We start from the raw sequence: 23,449 nt of genomic DNA, 5'->3' as shown, positions 1-23,449 counted from the left end.
AAACGGGGGCGAGACAGCACGGACGGCTTTCTTCGCCCCTTTGTGGCAAATTTACAGCTTGGCGGTGAGCTCCGGCAGCAGGGTGAAGAGATCCCCCACCAGACCGTAGTCCGCCACCTGGAAGATGGGGGCCTCGGCGTCCTTGTTGATGGCGACGATCACCTTGGACTCCTTCATCCCCGCCAGATGCTGGATGGCCCCCGAGATGCCCACCGCGATGTAGAGCTCGGGGGCCACCACCTTGCCGGTCTGCCCCACTTGCAGGTCGTTGGAGACATAACCCGCATCCACGGCGGCCCGCGATGCCCCGACGGCAGCCCCCAGCTTGTCCGCCAGGGCGTCGATGAGGGCAAAGTGCTCTTTCGAGCCGAGTGCCCGCCCGCCGGAGACCACCACCCGGGCCGCCCCGAGCTCGGGTCTGGCGGAGCGCACCGCACGCCGCTCGATGAGCCGGGTACGGCAGCGCACCTCGCCCACCGGCAGCGATTCCATCACGGCACGCTCCTCCCCGGACCCGGCCTTGGCGAACGCGGTGGGCCGCACGGTGAGCACCTTGATGGGGGCGCTGCTCGCCACCCGGGCGATGGCGTTGCCCGCATAGATGGGACGCAGGAAAGTGTCGGGCCCCTCGATGCCGGTCACCTCGGCGATCATCTCCACTCCGAGCCTGGCCGCCACCCGCGGCAGCAGATCCTTGCCCTGGCTGCTGGCCGCCATCAGGCAGTGCTGGTAGTCCCTGGCCACCTCGGCGAGCAGTCTGTCGACCCCGTCGTTGAGCCCCTCCGCCAGCATGGGATGTTCCGCCAGCAGCACCCGGTTTACCCCCGTGAGGGCGGCGGCCTGTTCCCCCGCCTCCGTCAGCCCCTGTCCCAGCAGCAAGAGATGCACCTCGCCCCCCAGGCGCCCCGCCGCCGTGACCAACTGGGCCAGGTTGTCGGCGATCCGCCCCTGATGATGTTCCGCAATCACAAGTACGCTCATGGCAGCACCTTCATGTCATCCATTGATCCCTTGCTCCCCGGGGCCGTTGCCCCATGCATGGCGCTCACGCCTGCGGGAGGCATCCCTCTCATGCCCCTGCCCATCAGAGCACCCGGGCTTCGTGCTTGAGCTTGTCCAGCAGCTCGTCCACCGAGCCCACCCTGATGCCGGCACTGCGCACCGGTGGCGCCATCACTCCGAGCTGCCGTGTCTGGTCGGCCGGCACCACCCCGAGGGCGGCGAACGGCTGGCTCTCCAGCGGCTTGCGCTTGGCCTTCATGATGTTGGGGAGGGAGGCGAAGCGCGGCTCGTTGAGGCGCAAGTCCACGGTCACCACGGCGGGCAGCGCCATGCCGAGGGTCTCGAGGCCACCGTCTATCTCGCGGGTCACCTGCAATTCCCCCTCCACCAGCCTGATGGCGGAGGCGAAAGTGGCAAGCGGCCAGTCATTGAGGGCGGCGAGCATCTGCCCTACCTGATTGTTGTCAGAGTCGATGGACTGTTTGCCGAGCAGCACCAGATCGGGCTGCTCCTGCCCGCACACCGTTTGCAGGGCCCGGGCCACGGTGAGCGGAGTCAGGGACTCGCCGGTAACATAGTGCAGCGCCCGATCCGCCCCCAGCGCCAGGGCATGGCGCAACTGCTCGGCCGCCGCCTCGGGGCCGAAGGTCACCACCACTAGCTCGGATGCCACGCCGGCTTCCCGCAGCCTGACCCCCTCCTCCACCGCGATTTCACAAAACGGGTTGATGCCCATCTTCACATTGGCGAGCTCCACATCGGAGCCATCCCCCTTGACCCGGATCCTGACGTTGTAATCAACGACCCGTTTGACTGCGACCAGCAGCTTCATGGCGGTCATCCCTCATACCTGTTGTGTGGGTCCACCTTGTCGTCACTCACTTTTCTGCTGACAAAGTGGTTTACGTTTACGTAAACTACCAGCACTACCCTAGGCCAAGTCGAGCACAGAGGCAAGATGGAACGCGAAGCAATGGAATTTGATGTCGTCATCGTCGGTGGCGGCCCGGCAGGCCTGAGCGCCGCCATCGCATTGAAGCAGCAGGCCCCGGCCCTCTCAGTCTGCCTGCTGGAGAAGGGGGCCGAGATTGGCGCCCACCTCATCTCCGGCGCCCTGCTCGATCCCGTCGCCCTCAGGGAGCTGCTGCCAGAGAGCTGGCAGGAGGCCCCCCTCGGCGTACCGGTGACAGATGATCAGGTCCATCTGCTGCAAAGCGACAGCCGCTCCCTGCAACTGCCCCACTGGGCGGTGCCACCCCGCATGCACAACGACGGCAGCCACATCATCAGCCTCGGCACCCTCTGCCGCTGGCTCGGCAAGCAGGCCGAGGCCCTCGGTGTCGAGATCTACCCGGGCTTTGCGGCGAGCACCCTCATCGTGGAGGAGGGCCGGGTTCGCGGGGTGGTGACCGGCGATCTTGGTCTCGACAAGGAGGGCAACCCCAAGCCGGATCACGTGCCCGGCATGGCCCTGTATGGCCGCTATACCCTGTTTGCCGAAGGGGCGCGCGGCCACCTCGGCAAACAGCTGATCGCCCGATTCCATCTGGAAAATACCGCCCAGCCGCAGCATTACGCCATCGGCTTCAAGGAGCTGTGGCAGCTCCCTCCCGGCCAGGGCAAACCGGGCCGAGTGCTGCACGGCAGCGGCTGGCCCCTTGGTGAGGGAAAAGGCAACAAGAGTCAGGGGGGCTTCTATCTCTATCATCTGGCCCAGGATCAAGTGGCAGTCGGCCTTATCGTCGATCTCAACTACCAGAATCCCTGGCTCAGCCCCTTCGACGAATTCCAGCGTCTCAAGCACCACCCCCTCATCGCGGCAACGTTGCAGGGGGGCGAGCGCATCAGCTACGGCGCACGGGCCATCACCAAGGGGGGCTGGCACTCATTGCCGCGCATGCACTTTCCGGGCGGCCTGCTCATCGGCTGTGATGCGGGCACCCTGGACTTCTCCCGCATCAAGGGGATCCACACCGCCATGAAGTCCGGCATGGTGGCGGCCGCGACGGTCGCCATGGCACTGCGAGGAGGGGATGAAGGGGGACGGGATCTGGCCGAGTTTCAGGACGCGCTGCTGCAAAGCTGGCTGACTCGGGAACTGAAGAGGGCCCGCAACGTTGGGGCCGCCCTGCACCGCTTCGGCCCCTGGCTCGGCGGCGCCTTCAACTGGCTGGAGCAGCGACTCTTTGCCTTGACCTCTCCTTTTACTCTGCTGGACAAGGAGCCGGATTACCGCCAGCTGCGCCTGGCCAGCCGTTGCCAACCCATCGACTACCCCAAACCCGACGGCAAGCTCAGCTTCGACAAGCTCTCCTCCGTCTATCTGGCCAGCACCAGCCACGACGAGGATCAACCCTGTCACCTGACCCTTCAGGACGCGCGCATTCCGGTCGAGGTCAACCTGCCCACCTGGGCCGAACCCGCCCAGCGCTACTGCCCGGCGGGGGTGTTCGAGATCCTCGATGGGGATTCCCGACCAAGGCTGCAGATCAACGCCGCCAACTGCATTCACTGCAAAACCTGCGACATCAAGGATCCCAGCCAGAATATCGTCTGGACGCCGCCCCAGGGCGGCTCGGGCCCCAACTACCCCAATCTGTAACAGGCTTGCCCACGCAAACCAGAGCAGATAACAAGGAGACGCCGCCCCGGAACACCGCCCGGAGACCGTTTCCTGCGCTTGGCCGGGGGCTGTCGCAGGGCGACCATAAACCCGCCATTCCCGCCGGTGAGCCCGGGCCCTCCTCCACTCCAGGGCGAACAAAGGAGGCGACGCCGGGATCGCCCGCATCGGGGTCGCCACGGCTGATCCGACCTCGCCGCTTTTTTGAGCGAACAGGCTGAACCCCTGATGAATAGGCCCTGACAAGCGGGTCCCGCCCCTGTATAGTTCGCCGCATTCAGGTTGTCCATCGGCCTCGTTATGCTATTTCATGGGATCGCTTTCCGTGCGATCTAAGGCCGCATGAACCTGTGCAACCATCCCTGATTACCCATGACTTCTTAAGGGGGGACAGATGATCACCGCCTACATTCTCAACAACAAGGTGCTGGACATAGTCACGCTCGGGCCGGATGACATCGTTCCCGACAACACCGTCTGGCTGGATGCCTACAAGCCGGACACAGCGGAGCGAGAATGGTTGACGGGCCTGTTCCTGGAGGAGGTGCCGGACAAGGAGGAGCTCGATGACATCGAGGCATCCGCCCGCTTCTACTGGGACACCGACGGTCTGCACATCCACTCCCTGTTTCCCCAGCGCATCGGCCGCGACACCAAGGGTGTGCACGTCTCCTTTACCCTGCGCAACAACCTGCTGATCAGCATTCGCGAGGATGACATCGGCCTGGTGCGTCTGCTGCGCCACTACATGCGCCAGGACAGGCTGGAGGTCGAAGACGCCCTCGACATCCTGCTGGAGGTGCAGAACCTCAAGGTGGAGTATCTCTCAGACCTGATCGAGGATGGGTACAAGACCCTGGAGAACACCGCCGATCAGATCTTCGAGCCGGACCAGATCAACCCCATGCTCAAGGAGCTGATGGCCCAGGAAGAGGCCAACGGCCAGATCCGTCTCTCCCTGCACGATACCCGCCGCGCCCTGCGCTTCCTCAAACGCAGTCTGCGCCAGCGCATGACGGGGGAGCAGAACAAGTGGATCGACGAGATGCTGCACGACGTGGAATCCCTGCTGCCCCATACCCAGTTCCTGTTCGACAAGATCAACTTCCAGCTGGAGGCATCCATGGGGGTGACCAATCTGGAGCAGAACAAGGTGATCAAGATCTTCTCGGTAGCCGCGGTGATCTTCCTGCCGCCGACGCTCATCGCCAGCATCTACGGCATGAACTTCGGCCGCATGCCGGAGCTCGCTTGGGAATACGGCTACCCCCTCTCCCTGGTGCTGATGGTGATGTCATCGCTGGGCACCGGTCTCTTCTTCAAGCGAAAAGGCTGGCTGTGACGCCGGAACCCGGCAACTAAAGACTGCGGATTGGGGGGCCTGGCCCCCCGATTAATTCCCGGCCGTTGCCGGCCTTGCAATGGCCTGCCTTGTGCCCCATATCCCCTTCATCACTCGCACTGCATGAATGGATACCGGGCCACCATGACCCTCTACCCCGAACACCGTTACGACGATCACGGCCAGTTACGCCCCCCGCTCTGGTTCTGGCCCATCGCCCTCTTGCTGACCCGCTCGGTCTGGCTGTTTCTGATGGCCGGCGTCACCCGCGAGAGTGGCAGCGCCATCCTGACCCTCTTCTACCCGGACAAGCTCACCCTCTATGTCAGCCTGCTGACGGACGTGCCTGCCATGCTGGCGCTGCTCGCCTGCGGCGGCACCCATCGCCAGACCCACAGTGCCAGAGCCTGGCTCAGACGCCACAGCCCCTTGCTGCTGCTCTGCTCTGCCGTCAGTGGCCTGCTGATGCAACTGCACAGCCTCAATCTGCAGCAGTGGTCGTTCAACTGGCCCACCGCCCTGGTGCTGGTCGCCAGCCTCTGGGCGCTCTGGTATCTGCTGAGAAGCCGCCAGTTGCGGGATTACGCTCTGGATCAGCCCCACTGACAGGCAGGTTCACTGGCGCGTGACCCGGATCTGCAGAGTCTGGCGCTCGCTGCCGCTGGCCCTGCCCATGCCTGATGGATTGGCGATCGCGGCCTCCCGGCTGCCTTGGGTTGTGGAAAGCTCCCCCACCGTCAGCCACTGGCCCGGGGCGCCGCTCACCTCGGTGGCACTCTGGCCGGTGTGTATGTTGCCTCGCTCCACTCTTGCCTGTTCACTGCTGAGGGCCACCTGCACCCTGTCCCCTATCAGGGTCGCGGTGGCGTAGAGACCGTTCATCAGCGGCATCATGCCCACCACCCTTCCCCCCTGCCACTGGTAAAAGGTGACCGGCTGATAGGACCCCATCTGCAACAACACGGGCCGCCCGGAGAGGCCGCGCACCTGCCAGTTGTCACTCTGGCTGCGTTCATAGTGCCGGGCATCCCCCTCCAGCAGCCACTGCCGTTTGGCATCCAGGCCCAGCCCCACTCCGGCCTGCTGACGGCTGGAGGCGCCATCCACCCGCCACTCGATGAGCAGGCTTTGGGGCGGCTGGTTCACTTGCGCCAGGGTACGCTCGGCCTCCTGCAACTGGGCGGGGGTTCCGCTCAGTACCAGCTGGTTGCCCATGGCGCTCACCCCGAGATCCGGGTAGATCTCCTTGAGCGTCTGCACCGCGGCATCCGCTTCGAATACCGATATGACCTTCACTTCGGCCCTCAGGGGCAATGCCAGCAACAGGCAGCACCCCAGCCCCCAATACCCTGATCCAGCGCGCATCTTCTCCTCCCGGCGTTCACCGCCACCCTCTCGCTTCCTGCCATCATGGTCCATGGCGCCTCGATTGCAACGGGCCTGGTATGCATCCCCACACAGAGGCACCAGATAAAGACTCGTTAAGATACCAATCAATACAAATAAAAATGGTTATCATTTGTTGTCACAACAAAAACCCTCGGATACAATTCGGACTCATTTTTTCGAGTCAGCCTCTGATGAAGCCAGAATCCATCGCATCCACCCCTGCCGCCATCCACCTGGCGCTGCTCATCAACATGCTCTCCATGGGCTGCATGATGATGGTGATGCCCCTTGGCCCGGAACTGGTAACCCGCCTGGGGATGCTGCCGGAGCAGACAGGTTACTTCAGCGGCGGCGCCACCCTGGGCGCCGCCCTGCTGGGCCTCCTGGCCGCCCCCTGGCTCGATCGGGTCAACCGCAAACCCGCCCTGCTGGTACTGCTGGTCCTGCGCTTCCTGCTCTTGATGGCTTGCGCCCTGGCCGAGGATAGCCAGACCCTGCTGCTGATCTTTATCATGTCCGGCTGCGTGGCCGGCCCCCTGGGGGCCATCCTGATGGCGGCGGTGCTGGATCTGGTACCGCCCGCCGAGCGGGGCCGCCGTCTCGCCTACGTGGGCATGGCGTTTTCCCTGGCCGCCATTCTGATCGTGCCCGCGGCCCTCGTGCTGGCTCAGTGGTCTGGCTGGCAGAGCCCCTTCCTCTTGTTTGGTGCAGGGGGCCTGCTGCTGGCCCTGCTGTGTGCCATCTGGCTGCCGTCCCTGCCGGTCAACCGGGCCCCGGCAGGCCAGGGGATGCGCCAGTTGCTGGGGTCACCGCTCTGCCAGGGAGCCCTCTTCATCCTCTGCCTGCAGATGTTCGGCCACTTCCTGCTCATTCCGCACTTTGCCAACTACTTCCAGTTCAACCTGGGTTTCCCGCGCGAGCAGATCGCCAGCCTCTATCTGTGCGGCGGCCTTGCCAGCATGGCCACCATGCGCCTGTGCGGCGTCTGGATCGATCAGGGCCGCGCCCAGGGCGCCATCCTGCTCACCAGCCTGGCCCTGGCCCTGATCACCCTGGTGGGCTTTGCCTTGCCGGCAGGCCTGCCTCTCTATCTGCTGTTCACCCTCTTCATGGCCCTGAGCTCCGCCCGTGCCAGCACCACCCTCGCGGTCACGGCGGCCATTCCGGCCCCCCACCAGCGCGCCGCCTTCATGTCTTTCCAGGGCTCGATCACCAATGTGGCGGCGGGCCTCGGCAGCCTGCTCTCCGCCAGATATCTGGTCTCCGACGAGGGGGGCGCCCTGCACGGTTTCCCCACCCTGGCCTGGATCAACATTGCATGCACCCTGGTGGCCTGCGCCGGTGTCTGGTTCCTCATCCGGGGCCTGAAGAGCACAAGAGATAACAATAATCCTGCCTCTGGCACCGCCAGACAAGGAAGTCAGTGAGCACCGGATCAGAAGAATCCGGACCCCATAACCTCAGTTATATCCATGGAGTTTTTGACAATGCAGTTGCAGCACGGCCTCTTTAAACTGAACCCCATTCTGCTCTCCCTTGGTCTGCTGGCCGTACCGGGCCTGGCCCAGGCCGAGTCCGTCAAGGCCAACGAGACGGTGGTGGTCACCGCCACCCAGACCAAACACACCGAGCTGACCGCCCCGGCCAGCGTCTCCGTGGTCACCCGCGCCGATCTGGACAAGATGAACGTCAACAACATCGGCGATGCCCTCAAGCACGTGCCCGGTGTCAACATCATCGGCACCAACCCCACGGGTCGCAACGAGATCAAGATCCGCGGCATGGGCGGTGACTACACCCTGCTGCTGGTCAACGGCAAGCGGGTCAACGCCCGCGAGACCCTGGGCAGCTCCTTTGGCAACGACTTCGACTTAAGCTCCATCCCCATGGCCGCCATCGAGCGCATCGAAGTGATCCGCGGTCCCGTCTCCTCCCTGTACGGGGCCGATGCCCTCGGCGGCGTGGTCAACGTGATCCTGCGCCAGGCCAAGGAGAACACCGAAGCGGCCGTCGGCTACACCCACACCATGCCCACCAAGGGGGATGGCGGGGATGCCAACCAGGGTAGCGCCTTCGTCTCCGGCGCCCTGATCGACAACAAGCTGCTGGGCAGCGTGGTGGTGGAAGGCTATCAGCGGGATCGCTGGAAGAGCGATCAGTCCAATAACCCGGATGCCGACGCCCTGGAGAAACGGGAAGTGGTCAACGTGCTCTCCAGCCTGAAGTGGCTGGTGGCCGACAACCAGGACATCGACTTCGATCTGGGTTACAACCAGAACGACATGGACAGCTACTTCAACAACGTGCCCCGTGCCCCGACCGCACCGGCCACTCCCCACAACGTGCAGAAACTCGATCGCCTGAGCCTGGGGCTGACCCACAACGGCCGTTGGGAACACTTCGACAGCCGCGCTCGTTACTACTTCGAGCAGACCGATCTGATGGATGACTCCCAGCTCAACGGTGGCGCCGCCGACATCACCCAGACCAACAACACGGTGGATGGCCAGTTGAGCGGCTACCTCGGGGATCACCTGCTGACCTCGGGTGCAGAGTTCCGCAAGACCGAGCTGGAGCACAGCCGCAGCATCCAGAACGGCAGCGTGGATGCGAGCCAGAGCGCCCTCTACCTGCAAGACGAGTTCGGCTTTGGGGATCTGGCCCTGACGCTCTCCGGCCGTCTGGATCACCACGAGACCTATGGCAACGAGTTCAGCCCCCGTGCCTACGCCCTCTACTCCCTGAGTGACGAGTGGGTGATCAAGGGCGGCGCCGGCAAGGCGTTCAAGGCCCCGACCCTGGCCCAGTCCAGCGAAGGGTTCGCCACCACCGCCTGCCGCGGCGCCTGCAAGGTGATAGGCAACCCGGATCTGAAGCCGGAAACCTCCGTCAGCTACGAGCTTGGCACCGCCTACAACGCCGATCGCTTCGGCGCAGGCGTGACCGGCTTCCACAACGAGATCGAGGATCTGATCCAGAGCGATCAGTGGGGCCCGGGCTACCGTCCGACCGTCATGACCTACCTCAACGTCAAGAAGGCCCGCATCAAGGGGCTGGAGCTGACCGGCTGGTTCGACGTGCTGGACAACGTGCAGCTGACCGGCAACCTGACCCTGCTGGACTCCGAAGACAAGAGCACGGGTGACGATCTGGCCAAGACCCCGGATCACACCGGCAACATCGGCCTGGACTGGAAGGCGAGCGACGTGGTCAGCGCCAACCTGGCCTGGCAGTATGTCGGCAGCCAGGTGATCAAGGTGCCGGCCCGCAACGCCCAGGCATTCACCTCCAAGCACTACCAGACCCTGGACGTGAACACCAAGTGGACCGTCACGCCGGCCCTGGACTTCAAGCTCGGCATCACCAACCTCACCAACACCCAGCGTGACGAGGTGGCGACCGACGCCGACTTCATCCTGGAAGGTCGCACCGTCTACGCAGGGGTCGATTACAAGCTGTAATCCATCCTGTATGCGGGAGCCCCGGTCGCGGGGCTCCCTTTTTGCGTTTCTGCCTCCCCGAATTCAAGGAGTCATTGAGTGCTCAGATACCAAGCTCGGCTGTTCTGGCTCGGCGTGCTGCTCCTCTTCCTGCTGATTTGTCTGTCACTGGCCACCGGGGCCGGTGTCTATGGTGGCCGCGAGGTCGCCGGTTTCCTGATGGGCGATCCCGCCTTCGTGGCCGATGAAAAGCTCGCCATGATAGTCCATACCCTGCGCCTGCCCCGTACCCTGGCAGCCCTGGTGGTGGGGGCGTCACTCTCCCTGGCGGCCTCCATGCTGCAAAGTGCCACCCGCAACCCTCTGGCCGAACCCGGCCTGCTCGGGGTCAATGCCGGCGCCGTCTTTGCTCTGGTGATCGGCCTCACCTGGTTTGGCGTCGAATCCGCCTACGGGTATCTGCTCTGGTCCGGCATGGGGGCCCTGCTCGGCAACCTCATCGTGCTGGGCCTCGGCCTCATGGTGGGGCGCTCCAACCCCCTCAAGCTCATCCTGGTAGGGGTCGCCCTCTCCGCCACCTTCGGCGGTCTTTCCAACTTCCTGCTGCTCTCCAACCGGGTGGTGCTGGAGCAGTTCCGCTTCTGGAACTTAGGGTCCCTTGCCGCCTCCAGTCTGGAAGCGGTACTCACCGTGGTCCCCTTCGCCCTGGCCGCCCTGCTGCTGACCCTGGCGCTCTGTCGCCCTCTCACCCTGATGCAGATGGGGGATCACCAGTCCAGGGCCCTCGGCATCCGCCCCACCCGGGTGCGGATCGGCGTGCTCTTGGCCGCAACGCTCTTCACCGCCTGCGCCATCGCCATCGCCGGTCCCATCGGCTTTGTCGGCTTCCTCGCCGCCTACTGCGCCCGCCTGGTGGAGCCGGTTCGCCTCGCCATCCAGGTGCGCTTCTCTGCCCTGTTCGGGGTGCTCTTTCTGCTCGGTGCCGATGTGCTGGCCCGCTGGCTTATCCAGCCCTACGAGCTGCCCAACGGCGTCATTCTGGCGCTCATCGGGGCGCCTGTGCTCATCCTGGTGGTGCGCAGCGGCGGCTTCCGCTCCCTGCTGGCCGTCAAATAAGGTGCCACGCCCATGAAGAACTCTCTCTCACTCCCGAGTGGCACCCTCTGCCTTCGTCTTGGCAGCCACACCCTGTTGCTGCACCGCCGCGCCTGGCTCATTACCCTGGGGCTCCTGGTCGCCCTCACCCTGCTCTCCCTGCTGGCCCTCACCCTGGGTTCCGGCAAGATCACCATGATGGGGGTGATCCAGACCCTGCTCGGGGAGGGAAGCCGACTCGATCAGGTAACCGTCTTCAAGATCCGACTGCCGCGCCTGTTGGCGGTGCTGGTAGCCGGCGCCGCCATGGGACTCTCGGGCTGCCTGGTGCAGACCCTGGTGCGAAACCGCCTCGCCACCCCGGACATGATCGGGGTCAACGAGGGGGCATCCCTGGCCATCATCATCTTCTCCCTCTATTTGACCCTGGGTACCTGGCCCTGGTGGGCCGCCCCCTTCGGCGCCCTGTTTGCCGCCGCCGTGCTCTATGCCCTGTGCAACAAGCCGGGGGAGCAGGGCTACCTGTTCGTGGTGATCGGCATCGGGGTCTCGGAGCTGATGAATGCCCTCGGCCAGTTCGTCATGTCCACCCAGTCCCTGGTGCACCTCACCAGCCTCTATCTGTGGAACATGGGCAACTTCGTCGGTCAGGGCTATGGCACCCTGCTGCCGGTGAGCCTGCTGCTCCTGCTCATCTGCCCCTGGACCGTCTGTCTCTCCCGCTCCCTCGGTGTGCTGCGCCTGGGACCGGTGACGGCCAGCACCCTCGGGGTCAACGTGAACCGGGTCCAGCTCGGGGTGCTGGCCCAGGCCATCATTGTCGCAGCCCTTGGCACCGCCATCGGCGGCCCCGTGGTCTTCATCGCCATGGCGGCCCCCATCCTTGCCTCCTGGCTCAGCCGGGATCGCATCGTGCCGCTCTGGATTGCCGCCCTGTGCGGCGCCCTGATGCTGCTCGCCAGCGACACCCTGGTGCGGGTGCTGGCCAGCCCCCACGAAGTGGCTACCGGCATCATGACCCGCATTCTCGGCGGCCTGCTGCTGCTCTTCATCCTGCTCAAAGATCGCCAGAAGGCCGACTGACCATGGCATTCATCCATTTTCAATACAGACCGAGGGCCGCCCGATGACGCTCACCGTGAACCGACTCCAGTTCGGCTACCCGCAAAAGACCATCTTCAAGGAGGTCTCCTTCTCCCTCCCCCGGGGCAAGCTGGTGGGGATCGTCGGCCCCAACGGCGGTGGCAAATCCACGCTGCTCAAGCTCCTTGCGGGACAGGAGCAACCCCGGTCCGGGGAGATCCTGCTCAAGGAGAAGCCACTCGGTGCCTATGGCGCCAAAGCCCTGGCTCGGGAACTCGCCTATCTGCCCCAGCGCCCCCTGGTCCCCCCCGGTATCCTGGTGGAGCAGCTGGTGCAATATGGCCGCCATCCCCATCAGGGCTGGTTCAATCAGTGGAGCGAGGAAGATGCCCGCATGGTGGACTGGGCCCGGGAGCGGATGCAGCTTGATGCCATCTGGCACCAGAGCGCCAGTTCGCTGTCCGGCGGTCAGGCCCAGCGGGTGTGGCTCGCCATGGTGCTGGCCCAGGATGCGGACATCATCTTGCTGGACGAGCCCACCAGCGCGCTGGACATCGGCCACCAGACCGAGGTGATGGAGGCCATCCATCGGGTCGCCGCCGAGGGCAAGACGGTGCTTATCGTCATCCACGATCTCGCCACCGCCGCCCGCTACTGCGACGAGCTGATTGCCCTGGGGGATGGCGCCATCCAGGCCATGGGCCCGGCCCGGGAGGTGGTGACCAAGCCCCTCATCGATCGCCTCTACCAGACCGATGTGGACATACTGCACGCCCCCGGCGACGGGGCCCCTGTCATCGTGCCCCGCCGACGCGCTGACGAAGCGCCTCGCCTGCGCGCCGACCATGGCGTGTCGGCCTGAGCCATACCCTGTGCCCAAAAAAGAAACCGCCTGATGGCGGTTTCTTTCTCTGGGCTTTGCGTGGGCGTTATCCGGGCGCTGGCATCGTGCTCACAGCAGCAAGACGGTGAGCACGCCCCCCGGCAGGGCTTGCCAGTGCAGGGTGGCGCGCCAGCCGGCGGGCAGGGTCGGTGTCAGCGGGCATTTGAGCTCCAGGGTGAGAGTCTGCGCCGTCATGGCGAGCCAGCGGGCATCGAGAAAGTCAAAGTAGCGCCCCACCCGGGGATAGAGCCCCTTGAAGAGGCTCTCCTTGGCGGAAAACACCAGGGTCACGCCCTCTGCCAGGCTCAGCTGGGTGTCGTGAACCCCCGCCTCCAGCCGTCCCCACTCCTCCCCATCCATGATGCCGGGCCAGAGCTGCGCCCCTTGGTCGCCATCGAGCCAGGCCTCCAGATCCAGCCCGATTCCCTCCTGGCCCGGACGCACCGCACACAGGGCCACCCCCTCTCCCGCCAGCCGGCTGTGGCTGATGCTCCCCTCCACCCCTTCAGGCCAGAGCGGCTCCCGGGCCGCTCCGATGGCCACGCTGCATCCTGCAAGACCGAAGGGACGCAGGGCCTCACGGGCTGCGAGACGCCCTGCCAGAAACTCCCCGAGGCGCTTGGGGGCAGCCCCCTGCAATGAAGCAGGCAGGATGATGCCCTGGGCCCCAAAGCACTCCGGCGAGAAGGCGGCGGGCTCGAAACAGACCCGATGAAGAGGCAGCGTCTCCAGGCCCGGCAGGCACAAGGTATCGGATTGACGGACAAAGGATCCATCGAGTGAGGGACAACGAGGCAACATGCAAGGCTCCTGACAGGGGCCTGCGATGGTACCAAAGCAAGCCGAGGCCATGCCACAAATACAAATGACAACGCTTCTCACTTGCTTTGTGGTAGCATGTCCCCGCCCATTCGGGGCTGGCCGGGCGGCTCTCAGGCACTTTCCACAGACTCCGGCCCACCGATTTCACCCATAAGGATGTCACCATGAAGATCTTCTCCCCGCTGGCCACCTTGCTCATGCTGGCCAGCCTGACGGGCTTCCAGGCCCAGGCGGGCAGCCGCCAGGTCATCGATGCCAACGGCCAGCCCCAGAGCGTCCCCGATTCGCCCCGGCGGGTCGTCGTGTTGAGCGAACTCGATCTCGACAGCGCCCTGACTCTGGGGGTGCAGCCGGTGGGCACCGTCAATGGGCGCGGCCAGTCCACCCTGCCCCGCTATCTGCTGGACAAGGCGGGCAAGGAGATCGCCGTGGTCGGGGATCTGGACAACCCCAATCTGGAGACCCTCATCGATCTGGAGCCAGACCTCATCCTCACCGGCCAGACCAAGCCCGAGCTCCTCGCCCTGCTCAAGGAGATCGCCCCCACCGTCGTCACCGGCAACTGGGGCGAGCCCTGGAAAACCGTGTTCGGTCGCAGCGCCGACGCGATGAACCGGGGGGCCGAGGCCAAGGCGTTCCTCACCCGGTATGAGGCCCGCCTGGCAGAGGCCCGCAGCAAGCTCGCCCAGCATCAGGGGGAACAGATGAGCATAGTGCGCTGGAACCCCAAGGGGCCGAGCTACATGCACGGCGGCACCTTTGCCAGCAGCGTGGTCACCGAGATGGGGCTCACCCGACCCTCCCACCAGATTGGCGACAAGAGCCCCCACTCCCCGGCCCTGAGCCTCGAATCCCTCAACCTGCTGGACGGTGACTGGCTGGTGATCGGCACCCTCAGCACCAGCGGGGATGCGGTGGATGCCATGAAGCAGGCCGAGCAGACCCCGGCCTTCCAGCAACTCGGCGCCATCAAGGGCAAGCGCTTCGGCGCCGTCGACGGGTCGCTCTGGACCTCCACCGGCGGCCCCCAGGCGGCCCTCAAGGTGATCGACGACGTCGAGCGCCTGCTCACCAAGGCGGATGCCGCCCCCATCGCTAACTAATCCTCGGTTTACGGCCAACAAGAAGCCCGCATGATGCGGGCTTCTTTTTTATCCATCGCTCTTACCATCCGGCAAGGCCGCCTACTCGGGCAAGGGCAGCGCCTTTCTGTCGAGCTTGCCGCTGCCGGTCTTGGGCAGGGCATCCAGCAGGATGAGCCGCGCCGGCACCATGTAGTGTGGCAGCGTCGCCTGCAACCCCTTGCGCAGGGCCAGCCGGTTGAGGGTCACCCCGCTTTTCGCCTCCACGTAGCCCACCAGCATGGCCTCGTCCCCCTTGCCCACCAGACGCACCGCTGCCTCCTGCACCCCGGCCTGGCGACGCAGTCCCGCCTCCACCTCGCCGAGCTCGATGCGAAAACCGCGCAGCTTGATCTGATCGTCGCGCCGTCCCAGATAGAGGAAGCGGTCCGCCCCAAGGAGGCGCACCCGATCGCCGGTGCGATAGAGGCGATGGGCGGCAAGGCGCAGGAAGGCGGCGCTGGTCAAGGCCGGCTTGCGCCAGTACCCCTCGCACAGGGCCGGGCTCTCGATGCAGAGCTCGCCGCACTCTCCCTCTGCCACCGGCTGCCCCGCCTCGTCCAACACCCAGTGCCGATAGCCGGGCAGGCTGTGGCTGATGGTGATCTGGCCATCAGTCGGTGGCCAGCGCACCTCGCTCACCAGGGACCAGACGGTGGCCTCGGTCGGCCCGTAGCAGTTCCACAGTCGCCGGGTGCGGGCACAGAGCTGCTCGGCCAATCCCAAATCCAGCGCCTCGCCGCCGCACAGGGCAGTGAGGGTATTGCGCCCCTGCCAGCCCGCTTTAAGCAGCATACGCCAGCAGGCCGGGGTGGCCTGCAGCCAGTTGATGGAGGGGTCGGCCTCGAGCAGTGCCAGCATCCCCAGCGGATCCTTGTTGTGCTCGCTATCGGCCACCGTCAGCCGGCCACCGCTCCAGAGCGGCCCCAGCATCTCCAGCAGGGAGATGTCGAAGGCCGGGGTGGTGATGAAGAGCCAGTGGCAGCTCGGTGATAGCCCGAGCCGCTCGCGGATCCCGTCGAGGAAGCAGAGCAGGGCCCGCCGGCTGATGACCACCCCCTTGGGCTCGCCGGTGGAGCCCGAGGTGAACATCATGTAGGCAGCCAGGGCGTCATCCACCTGAGGCCAGGAGACCGGCCCTGCCGCTGCGGGCCCGTCGAGGGTACGCAGTGGACAACCGAAAGCGGGCACCGATCGATTGCCGTCGCAGATCACCGCCGACAGGCGCGCCTGGCGGGCGATCCCCTGCAGCCGCTCCACCGGAAAGTCCGGCTCGAGCGGCACGAAGGTGAGGCCGAGCCGCAGGCAGGCCAGCAGGCTGGCCACCAGATCGGGGCTGCGGGAGAGATAAAGGCCGACCCGCTCCCCCACCGCCAGCCCCTGCAGGCGGGCGGCAATCCGGGCCACCCGATCATTGAGCGCGCCATAGCTAAGCCACTGCTCATCTGATCCTCCCTCACTGATGCCCTCCCCGCCCATACGGATGGCGGGAGCCAGCGGGGTGGCGGCCAGACAGGCCGCCAGCCGCGCGCCCAGGTTGGCCGCCCCCTCACGGGGGGCAGGCCGGGTTTGCACGAGCGGAGCCTCATGCTTGATGGTCACCGTCATAACGCTGCCTCCGTTTGGCTTACCAGCCAGTGCCGATAGAGCCGGCTGGGGGATGGATGGGCCTTGAGCGTCTGCAGGGTAAGTGGCGCCCGATCCTGGCCAAACGCCTCGTTGAGGGCCGCCAGCAGGGCGAGCTGCTGCACCGAATCCACCCCGAGTTCACACAGGGTCTGCAGCCAGATGCCGGGCACGCCGCACTGGCGCTCCCACAGGGCCACCAGCACGCGGGCCTCGGCCGGCGGCTGAGCCAGGCCGGGCTCCGCCCTGGTGGCGACCACCAGCGGCATCACCGGGGACTGTACCGCCGCCACGCTGGCCGGTTGGCCCAGATCCGCCTGCGTCAGCCAGCCAAGCTCGGCCAGCCAGTCAGACAGCACCGCCTCTGCCCGGGCCTCGGGGATCTGCTCGCCGTCGAACTCGAGGCGCAGCTGGAGCGTCTCGCCACGGCTGCTGACCACGAGCGACAGAGGAAGCTCCACCTTCTCCACCACGGCGCCAAACTGCGGCACCAACTGGTGGGGTTCGGGGGCGGCAGGGGTTGCCGGCATGGGATAGTTCTCGAACACGAACAGGCTCTGGAACAGACGCGACCGGCCTTTGGTCAGTGCCGCCAGCGACTGGGTGCCGTGCTCGTTGAGCGCCATCAAATCGGTCTGCAACCGGGCGATATGCTCGGCCAGGGTCAGCTCGGTGCGCCACTCAAGCGCCAACGGCAGGCTGTTGATGTAGAGCCCGACGCTCGCGGTGATCCCCTCGATGGGGTAATCCCTACCCGGGGTCACATTACCCACCAGGGTGACGGCATCGCCAGAGCGGCGTGCCAGCAGACGGTGCCAGGCATATTGGGCCAACAGGCCCGCAGTCACGCCAAGCTCGCGGGCACGGTGCGCGAGCAAGGTCGCCACCTCGGCCGGCAATGCCGTGGCGCGCACCGCCGGTCGCTGCTGGGTATGGCGCCCGCTTGCGCCAGCGTCCAGCGTCACCCCGAACAGGCAGGCGAGATCGTTAGGCTTTGTTAGCAGCTCGCCCCGCCCCTGCCAGTAAGCCTCGGCGCTGCGGGTTTGGCTGGCGATATGGCGGCCAAACTCGAGCCAGGCGGTATCCGGCTCGCCCTGCGGCAACAGGCCGTTCATCAGCGCCTGATAGGCGCGATGCAAGGAACCCAGCAACACGGGACCGCTCCAGCCATCCAGCACGCCGTGATGGGCGCTGAAGATCACCTTGTGGTGATCGGGGGCCAATTTGAAACAGGCAAGGCGCAGCAGGGGGGCCTGTTCCAGCGGGATCGGGCTGGCCAGATCCTGCTCGCGATAGGCCTGGACCCGTGTCTCTGCATGTTCCACTTCAGACAAATCCTCATAGTGGAATGGCAACTCGGCGTGCTTGAGGATGCGCTGGAGCGCCACCCCATCCGCCAGCACCAGCTCGCTGCGAAGGGCCGGCCAGCGGGCGATCTGCCCCTGCCAGGCCTGACGGTAGACCGCCACGTCCAACGGCTGGTGATAGTCCATCTCGGTCTGCAGGTGATAGGCGTGATCCCGGGGCGCCAGCGCCCTGTGATGGAACATGCTCTGCTGAAGCGAGGTCATGGGCAGCAGGGTCTCCACTTCGCGCCCACTCAGCACCCGATCGAGCGCGGCTTGCGAGAGGCCAAGCCCCGGGAAGTCGCTCGGGGTATGGCGCGGAGCCTTCAAGTTGCAGCAGTGCTCCACCAGCGCCGTCAGGTTGTCCGCCAGCCGCGCCATCAGGGCGTCGCTCGCCTGCTGGTTGAGGGCGCCCACCTGACGCAGGGTGAGGCGGCCATCAAACACGCCACCGTGCAGACTGACCAGCTCGCGCGGCAGGTTGTCAGGGGAGCTGGGTGCCCCCGGCGCCATCGGCAGGGGCTGCCAGGCTTGAGCGGCCTCACCCTGATGGCTGACCCCCAGGTAGTTGAAGACCACCAGGGCCTGGGGCAGCTCAGACCCACGAGGGTGGTGCAGTCGCAGGGCGTTGAAGCCCACCCCCTTGTCCGGTACGGCGCGCAGCTGCTCCTTGGTGGCGCAGACCAGCGCATCCCACGCCCCGGCATCCGCCAGCGCCAGCGGATAGGTGCTGGTGAACCAGCCGAGGGTACGGCTCACGTCCAGTTCAGCATCGATGGCCTCACGACCGTGTCCTTCCAGCATCACGCAGTGACGGCTGCCGTAACCCTGCTCGTTCAGGGTACGGGTCAGTGCCGCCAGCAGCAGGTCGGGCACCCGGGTGAAGTAGGCCTGGTTGGCGGTGTCGATGAGACGAGCCGTGGTCTCCTGACTCAGTTGCAGCAGGCTGGCGGCGGCGCGGCCATCGGCGGCGCGCGCCGCCTCCAGCAGGTGACCCTGGCTGCCCTCCCCCTGAGCCAGCCAGAAGCCAAGCTGATCCTCTTCCCGTTTGGCGTAGGCCGCCAGCCCCTCGCCCCACTGGCGATAGCTGCTGCCCTTGGCGGGCAGCGGCTCGCCCCTGCTCACCCGGGCCAGATCCTCGGCCAGAATGCGCCAGGAGACGGCATCGATCACCAGGTGATGGAAGGCGAGGAAGAGCCCCTCCACCGTCTCGCCCTCCCGCGCACCTTCCAGGGAGAGATTGCGCAGACGGGCCCAGGCCAGGGTGTGGCCGCTGGCAGGGTCGAGCTCTCCCTGCAGCTCGGTCAGGCGGGCCTGCAGCTCGGCCTCGTCGAGATTGGCGGCATCCAGGGTCGACAGCGGCGGCAATGGCAGTTCGGCCAGATAGCGCTGACCGGTCGGGGTCACCGCCAGGCGCAGGGCATCGTGGTGCTGGCGCAGGGCATTCAGCCAGCCGCGCAGGGCCTCATCGTCCACCCCGGCCGGCAGGCGCAGGATCACCCCCTGATTCCAGTGACCGGGCCTGGCAAAGCCCTGCTCGAAGAACCAGTGCTGAATGGGGTGGAGCGGGAACTCGCCGGTCAGGCTGCCCTGCTCGCTCCTGTGGCTGACCGCCTGCTGCTGGCCGAGCTGGCGGCAGAGACGGCGCACCGTCTTGGCTTCGAACACGTCCTTCACGCTGCAGTGCAACCCCGCATCCCGCAACCGGGTGGTGAGCTGGATGCTGAGGATGGAGTCACCGCCTAAGCGGAAGAAGTCATCCTCCACCCCGAGCGGTTGTTTGAGCACCCCTTGCCAGATGGCGAGTACGGTCTGCTCCAGTTCGTTTTGCGGCTCGCCCTTGCTCTGCTGCCAGACGATGGCGGGCAGGCGGCGCAAGTCCAGCTTGCCGTTGGGGGTGAGCGGCATCTCGGGCAGCCAGCAGAGGCGCGCCGGCACCATGTATTCGGGCAGGCACTCGCCGGCCCGCTGCAGCAGGGCATCGCCGTCGGGCTCCCTTGCCCCGGCCTGCAAACAGGCGTAAGCGAGCAGGCGCCCCTCCTGCACCACCACCTTGATCTGGCGAATGGCCGGGCACAATTCGGCGAGCCGGGTCTCTATCTCCCCCGGCTCGATGCGATAGCCGCGCAGCTTGATCTGCTCGTCTATCCGGCCCAGATACTGGATGTTGCCATCGCGGCGCAGCAGGGCCCGATCGCCGGTGCGATAGAGGCGATATGTGCGTTCCTCATTCGTTGCATCAAAGGCCGGCTCGATAAAGGCCTCCTGGGTACGCTGTGGCAGATTGAGGTAGCCGCGGGCCAGCCCCAGCCCCGCCAGGCAGAGCTCGCCTGGGACCCCCACCGGGCAGAGGTTGCCCGCCTCGTCCAGGATCAGCGCCTTCAGGTTGTTGACGGGGCGACCGATTGTGATGGGCGCCCCCGGGGTGAGCCGCGCGCAGAGCGCGGTGACGGTGCACTCGGTCGGGCCGTACATGTTGAACAGGGCCACCCGATCCCCCCAGCGCTCCACCAGGCTGCTCGGGCACGCCTCGCCGCCAAAGCCGATGGCCTTGAGGGAACCGAGTTCCGCCGGTGGCAGCAGGTTCGCGAGCAGGGCGGTCGGCAAAATCATATGGCTGGCACCGCAAGCGATCGCGGCACTGATCACCCCCTCACCCGGCTCGCCGAAGTGCTGGGCCGCGCCGCAGTAGAGCGGCAGCAAGCTGGTCATGTTGCCCGCATCGAACGAGAGGGACATGCAGTTGAACATGGCGCCATCCTTCCCAAGGGCGATGCGCTCACCGTGATCCGCCATCAGGTTGACCAGGCTGCCCTGCTCCACCATGACCCCCTTGGGCAGGCCGGTGCTGCCCGAGGTGTAGATGATCTGGGCCAGCATGGCGGCGTCCCGGGGCAGTGCGGGTGTGCTGGTTGGCATCTTGTCCAGCGCAAGCTGGTGCAGATCGTGATACGCGGCCGTCGTGCCCGCCAGCGCCTCCCCAAGCCGCGGGTCCGGCACGCCACCCAGCACCAGGCTGATGGATGCATCGCCAAGGATATGGGCCAGCCGCTCGGCGGGATAGGCAGGGTCGAGCGGTACATAGGCCGCCCCCGCCTTCCAGCAGGCGAGCAGGGCGATGACGAAGGCCACATCGCGCCTGGCCTGGATGCCGATGGCGGCGCCCGGGGTAACGCCGCAGGATTGCAGCCAGTGAGCCAGCCGATTGGCACGCACCTCCAGCTCGCCATAGGTCAACGATTGCGCGCCGTCGCTCACCGCCAACGCGTCCGACAACTGAATAGCGCGCCGCTCGATATGACAGAGCAGGGTGTCACGGCTCGGATAGTCCGGCGGCAGGTCGGCAAGCTCGGCGGCCAGCGCGGCCTGGTCGGTGCCCGCCTCCAGCGGCAACTGCCAGATGTCGGTCTCGGGGGCCGCCACCACGGCGCGCATCAGGTGCAGCAGGCGATCGGCATAAGCCTGGATGGTCTCTCGCTCGAACAGGGCGGTGGCGAACAGCCAGTCCACCCGGACGGAGTCCATCAGCTCGGTCACCTTGACCGAGATGTCGGTCTTGGCCGGCAGCACAGGCGAGGTCTCCTCCACCAGCTGGCAGCCGGGGATGAGATCGTTGAAGTCCACCTTGGCCTGATAGACCAGCATGATCTGGAAGATGGGGTTGATGGCAGTAGTGCGATCGGCGCCGATGGCCTCGGCCAGCGCCTCGAAGCGGTAGAGCTGGTGATCGAAGGCCGCTAGATCCTCCTCCCGGCACTGCTGCAGATAGTCGACAAAGCTGGGCTTGCCGCTGAGTTGAGTACGCAGCACGAGCGTATTGACGAAAAAGCCCACCAGCGACTCGATCTCGTGGCGCTCGCGATAGGCGAGCGGGGTGCCGATCACCACCTCCTTCTCGCCGCTCTGGCGCACCATCAGCAGGGCAAACAGGGCGTGCAGACCGATGAAGTTGGAGGTGCTGTGGCGCTGGCAGAGGCGCTTGAAGCTCTCCCACAGCGCGTTGTCGATGGTGGAGAAGACCAGCTCGCCGCCGCTGTCCTGATGGGCCGGGCGCGGCTTGTCCAGCGGCAGGCCGTGCACTTCGGGGCTGCCACCGAGCCGGTCGACCCAGAACGGCTTGAACTCGGCGTGATAATCGAGAAAACGCGGCGAGTTGAACCAGCGGGCATAGTCGATGTAGGTGAGCGGCAGCTCGCTCACCTGCAGGGGCTCGCGGTTCTGATGGGCAAGAAAGGCGCGCTTGAGATCCGCGAACATGTTCTTGACCGACCAGCCGTCGGAGATGATGTGGTGCTGGGTGATCAGCAGCACATGCTCGCAGCTACCCAGCCGAATAAGATGCACCCGGCTCAGATCCCCCTGGGTCAGGGAGAAGGGGCGGCCTATTTCCTCGCGCACCCGGCAGGCCACATAGGCTTCGCGCTCGGCAGCGGGCTCTGCGCTCACATCCTCAATCTGCAGCGTGAAGGGCGTGTGGGGCAGGATCTCCTGGGCCCCCCTGCCCGCTTCGTCCTTGATGAATCGGGTACGCATGCTGGGGTGGCGGGCAAACAGGTGGTCGAAGGCAAACTCCAGCGCCGCCGTGTCCAGCTCTCCCTTGACGCGAAAATAGACCGGCATGTTGTAGAGGTGGGAGGCCTCTTCGTACTGCTCGATAAACCAGAGCCCGCTCTGGGACGACGAGAGCGGCCCCTGCCGCGCGCCCTCGGAGGCGATGGGGGCCTCGAAAGCGGCGCGGGCCGCCAGGCAGCGCACCAGCTCATCCTTGTGGGCCTTGATTGTGGCGCCGATGGTCGGCGTCACCGCCTCCTTGCTCGACTGGGAGATAAGCTGGCCCTTGTCGTTCAGCGCCAGCTTGACCCCCTGCCGTTCCAGCTGTTTCAACAGCAAAATCATATTGTTCATCTGTTTCTCAAGCCTCAGGCACTCAGGGTGGCGCCGCCGTCGACGACCAGATCCTGCAGCGTGATGTGGCTGGCCAGATCCGAGGCCAGGAAGAGGACGGTATGGGCGATCTCCGCCGGGGTGGCTACCTTGCGCAAGGGGATGCCGAGCTTGAACTGCTCCGGCAACCCGGCAATGGTGCGGGCCATGGCCTCCTCGCTTGGCAGCATGCCGCGCAGCATGGGGGTATCCGTCGAGCCCGGCGACACCAGGTTGGCGCGCACGCCGAAGGGGGCCAGTTCCAGCCCCACCGTCTGGGTCAGGCTGGTGACCGCCGCCTTGGAGGCGCAGTAGGCCGCCATCTGCATGCGCGGCACATGGGCGGCGTTGGAGCCGATGGTGACGATGGCGCCGCGCCGCTGCCCCTTGAAGTGGGGCACCAGGGCCCGCAGCAGATAGAAGACGCCGCTGGCGTTGACCGTCATGCAGTCGTGCCAGTCGTCATCGCTCAGAGTCTCGGTGGGGCCGAGGCGCAGCACCCCGGCCCCGTTGACCAGCACATCCAGCCCGCCGTCCGCCAGCAGCGCTGCGCAGCAGGCGTTGACCGCCTGCGAGTCGCCGATATCGAGCAGCCGGGTGGCATAGGGGTAGTCGGCTTCGGGAAACGCCAGATCCAGCCCCACCACGGATGCGCCGGCCGCCACGAACTGCGTGGCCACCTCGCGGCCGATGCCGCGCCCGGCCCCGGTCACCCAGACCCGCTTGCCAGTGAAATCAAAGGCCATTGCTTGTT

The 23,449-nt window shown here is 65.9% G+C and carries 16 protein-coding genes; 9 read left to right on the top strand and 7 right to left on the bottom strand.

Annotation, left to right across the window (positions count from 1 at the left end):
• Positions 1-51: 51 nt before the first annotated feature.
• Together AB5Y47_RS07650 and AB5Y47_RS07645 are read right to left on the bottom strand one after the other, a co-directional pair.
• Positions 52-981, bottom strand: coding sequence for an electron transfer flavoprotein subunit alpha/FixB family protein (locus AB5Y47_RS07650; RefSeq protein ID WP_104452801.1), 930 nt, complete (start codon positions 979-981; stop codon positions 52-54).
• A 103-nt stretch (positions 982-1,084) separates the two neighbouring features.
• Entirely contained in the window at positions 1,085-1,834 is a 750-nt protein-coding gene (locus AB5Y47_RS07645) for an electron transfer flavoprotein subunit beta/FixA family protein (protein ID WP_191967265.1), read from the bottom strand.
• Between the two features lie 126 nt (positions 1,835-1,960).
• On the opposite strand from AB5Y47_RS07645, the gene AB5Y47_RS07640 reads away from it, so the two are divergent.
• The 3 genes from AB5Y47_RS07640 to AB5Y47_RS07630 all read left to right on the top strand — a co-directional run bounded on the left by AB5Y47_RS07640 (position 1,961) and on the right by AB5Y47_RS07630 (position 5,573).
• The gene (locus AB5Y47_RS07640) at positions 1,961-3,604 is read left to right on the top strand and encodes an electron transfer flavoprotein-ubiquinone oxidoreductase (RefSeq protein WP_368220094.1); all 1,644 of its coding nucleotides are present in this window, start codon (positions 1,961-1,963) and stop codon (positions 3,602-3,604) included.
• A gap of 415 nt (positions 3,605-4,019) precedes the next feature.
• Positions 4,020-4,967 (top strand): magnesium/cobalt transporter CorA, encoded by a 948-nt coding sequence (corA, locus tag AB5Y47_RS07635; protein ID WP_005301617.1) that lies wholly within the window; start codon positions 4,020-4,022, stop codon positions 4,965-4,967.
• Between the two features lie 144 nt (positions 4,968-5,111).
• Complete coding sequence (locus AB5Y47_RS07630) at positions 5,112-5,573, top strand: DUF2919 domain-containing protein (RefSeq protein WP_368220093.1); 462 nt, start codon at positions 5,112-5,114, stop codon at positions 5,571-5,573.
• A 9-nt stretch (positions 5,574-5,582) separates the two neighbouring features.
• On the opposite strand, the gene AB5Y47_RS07625 is transcribed toward AB5Y47_RS07630, so the two are convergent.
• Complete coding sequence (locus AB5Y47_RS07625) at positions 5,583-6,332, bottom strand: hypothetical protein (RefSeq protein ID WP_319873485.1); 750 nt, start codon at positions 6,330-6,332, stop codon at positions 5,583-5,585.
• A gap of 215 nt (positions 6,333-6,547) precedes the next feature.
• Here AB5Y47_RS07625 and AB5Y47_RS07620 point away from each other — a divergent pair, with 215 nt between their 5' ends.
• From AB5Y47_RS07620 to AB5Y47_RS07600, 5 genes are all read left to right on the top strand, one after another.
• On the top strand, positions 6,548-7,783 hold the full coding sequence (locus tag AB5Y47_RS07620) for an MFS transporter (RefSeq protein ID WP_368220092.1): 1,236 nt from the start codon (positions 6,548-6,550) through the stop codon (positions 7,781-7,783).
• Positions 7,784-7,843: 60 nt separating this feature from the next.
• Entirely contained in the window at positions 7,844-9,817 is a 1,974-nt protein-coding gene (locus AB5Y47_RS07615; protein ID WP_042017256.1) for a siderophore amonabactin TonB-dependent receptor, read from the top strand.
• A gap of 78 nt (positions 9,818-9,895) precedes the next feature.
• Positions 9,896-10,912 (top strand): amonabactin ABC transporter permease subunit 2, encoded by a 1,017-nt coding sequence (locus tag AB5Y47_RS07610; RefSeq protein WP_010674444.1) that lies wholly within the window; start codon positions 9,896-9,898, stop codon positions 10,910-10,912.
• 12 nt (positions 10,913-10,924) lie between these two features.
• A complete protein-coding gene (locus tag AB5Y47_RS07605) occupies positions 10,925-11,974 on the top strand; it encodes an amonabactin ABC transporter permease subunit 1 (RefSeq protein ID WP_043155877.1) in 1,050 nt (349 codons plus the stop codon).
• A 43-nt stretch (positions 11,975-12,017) separates the two neighbouring features.
• The gene (locus tag AB5Y47_RS07600) at positions 12,018-12,836 is read left to right on the top strand and encodes an amonabactin ABC transporter ATP-binding protein (RefSeq protein ID WP_368220091.1); all 819 of its coding nucleotides are present in this window, start codon (positions 12,018-12,020) and stop codon (positions 12,834-12,836) included.
• 90 nt (positions 12,837-12,926) lie between these two features.
• Here the strand turns inward: AB5Y47_RS07600 and AB5Y47_RS07595 are convergent, their stop codons facing one another.
• Positions 12,927-13,658: a 4'-phosphopantetheinyl transferase gene (locus AB5Y47_RS07595; protein ID WP_368220090.1), complete on the bottom strand. Its 732-nt coding sequence runs from the start codon at positions 13,656-13,658 to the stop codon at positions 12,927-12,929.
• A 185-nt stretch (positions 13,659-13,843) separates the two neighbouring features.
• Between AB5Y47_RS07595 and AB5Y47_RS07590 the strand changes: the two genes are divergently transcribed.
• Positions 13,844-14,782, top strand: a complete 939-nt coding sequence (locus AB5Y47_RS07590) for an ABC transporter substrate-binding protein (protein ID WP_368220089.1) — start codon at positions 13,844-13,846, stop codon at positions 14,780-14,782.
• Between the two features lie 81 nt (positions 14,783-14,863).
• On the opposite strand, the gene amoH is transcribed toward AB5Y47_RS07590, so the two are convergent.
• The 3 genes from amoH to amoA are packed head-to-tail and all read right to left on the bottom strand — an operon-like array spanning position 14,864 to position 23,441.
• The gene (gene amoH / locus AB5Y47_RS07585) at positions 14,864-16,408 is read right to left on the bottom strand and encodes an amonabactin biosynthesis glycine adenylation protein AmoH (RefSeq protein ID WP_368220088.1); all 1,545 of its coding nucleotides are present in this window, start codon (positions 16,406-16,408) and stop codon (positions 14,864-14,866) included.
• Entirely contained in the window at positions 16,405-22,677 is a 6,273-nt protein-coding gene (amoG, locus tag AB5Y47_RS07580) for an amonabactin biosynthesis non-ribosomal peptide synthetase AmoG (RefSeq protein ID WP_368220087.1), read from the bottom strand. The genes amoH and amoG overlap by 4 nt, the downstream gene beginning before the upstream one ends.
• Positions 22,678-22,691: 14 nt before the next feature.
• Positions 22,692-23,441, bottom strand: coding sequence for an amonabactin biosynthesis protein AmoA (gene amoA / locus AB5Y47_RS07575; protein WP_045524971.1), 750 nt, complete (start codon positions 23,439-23,441; stop codon positions 22,692-22,694).
• Between the last annotated feature and the right edge of the window lie 8 nt (positions 23,442-23,449).

The organism is Aeromonas sp. R7-2, assembly GCF_040908105.1.
Taxonomy (GTDB): Bacteria; Pseudomonadota; Gammaproteobacteria; order Enterobacterales; family Aeromonadaceae; genus Aeromonas; species Aeromonas caviae.
The sequence above is the reverse complement of the archived record's forward strand: the minus strand, read 5'-3'. Positions and strand labels throughout refer to the sequence as shown.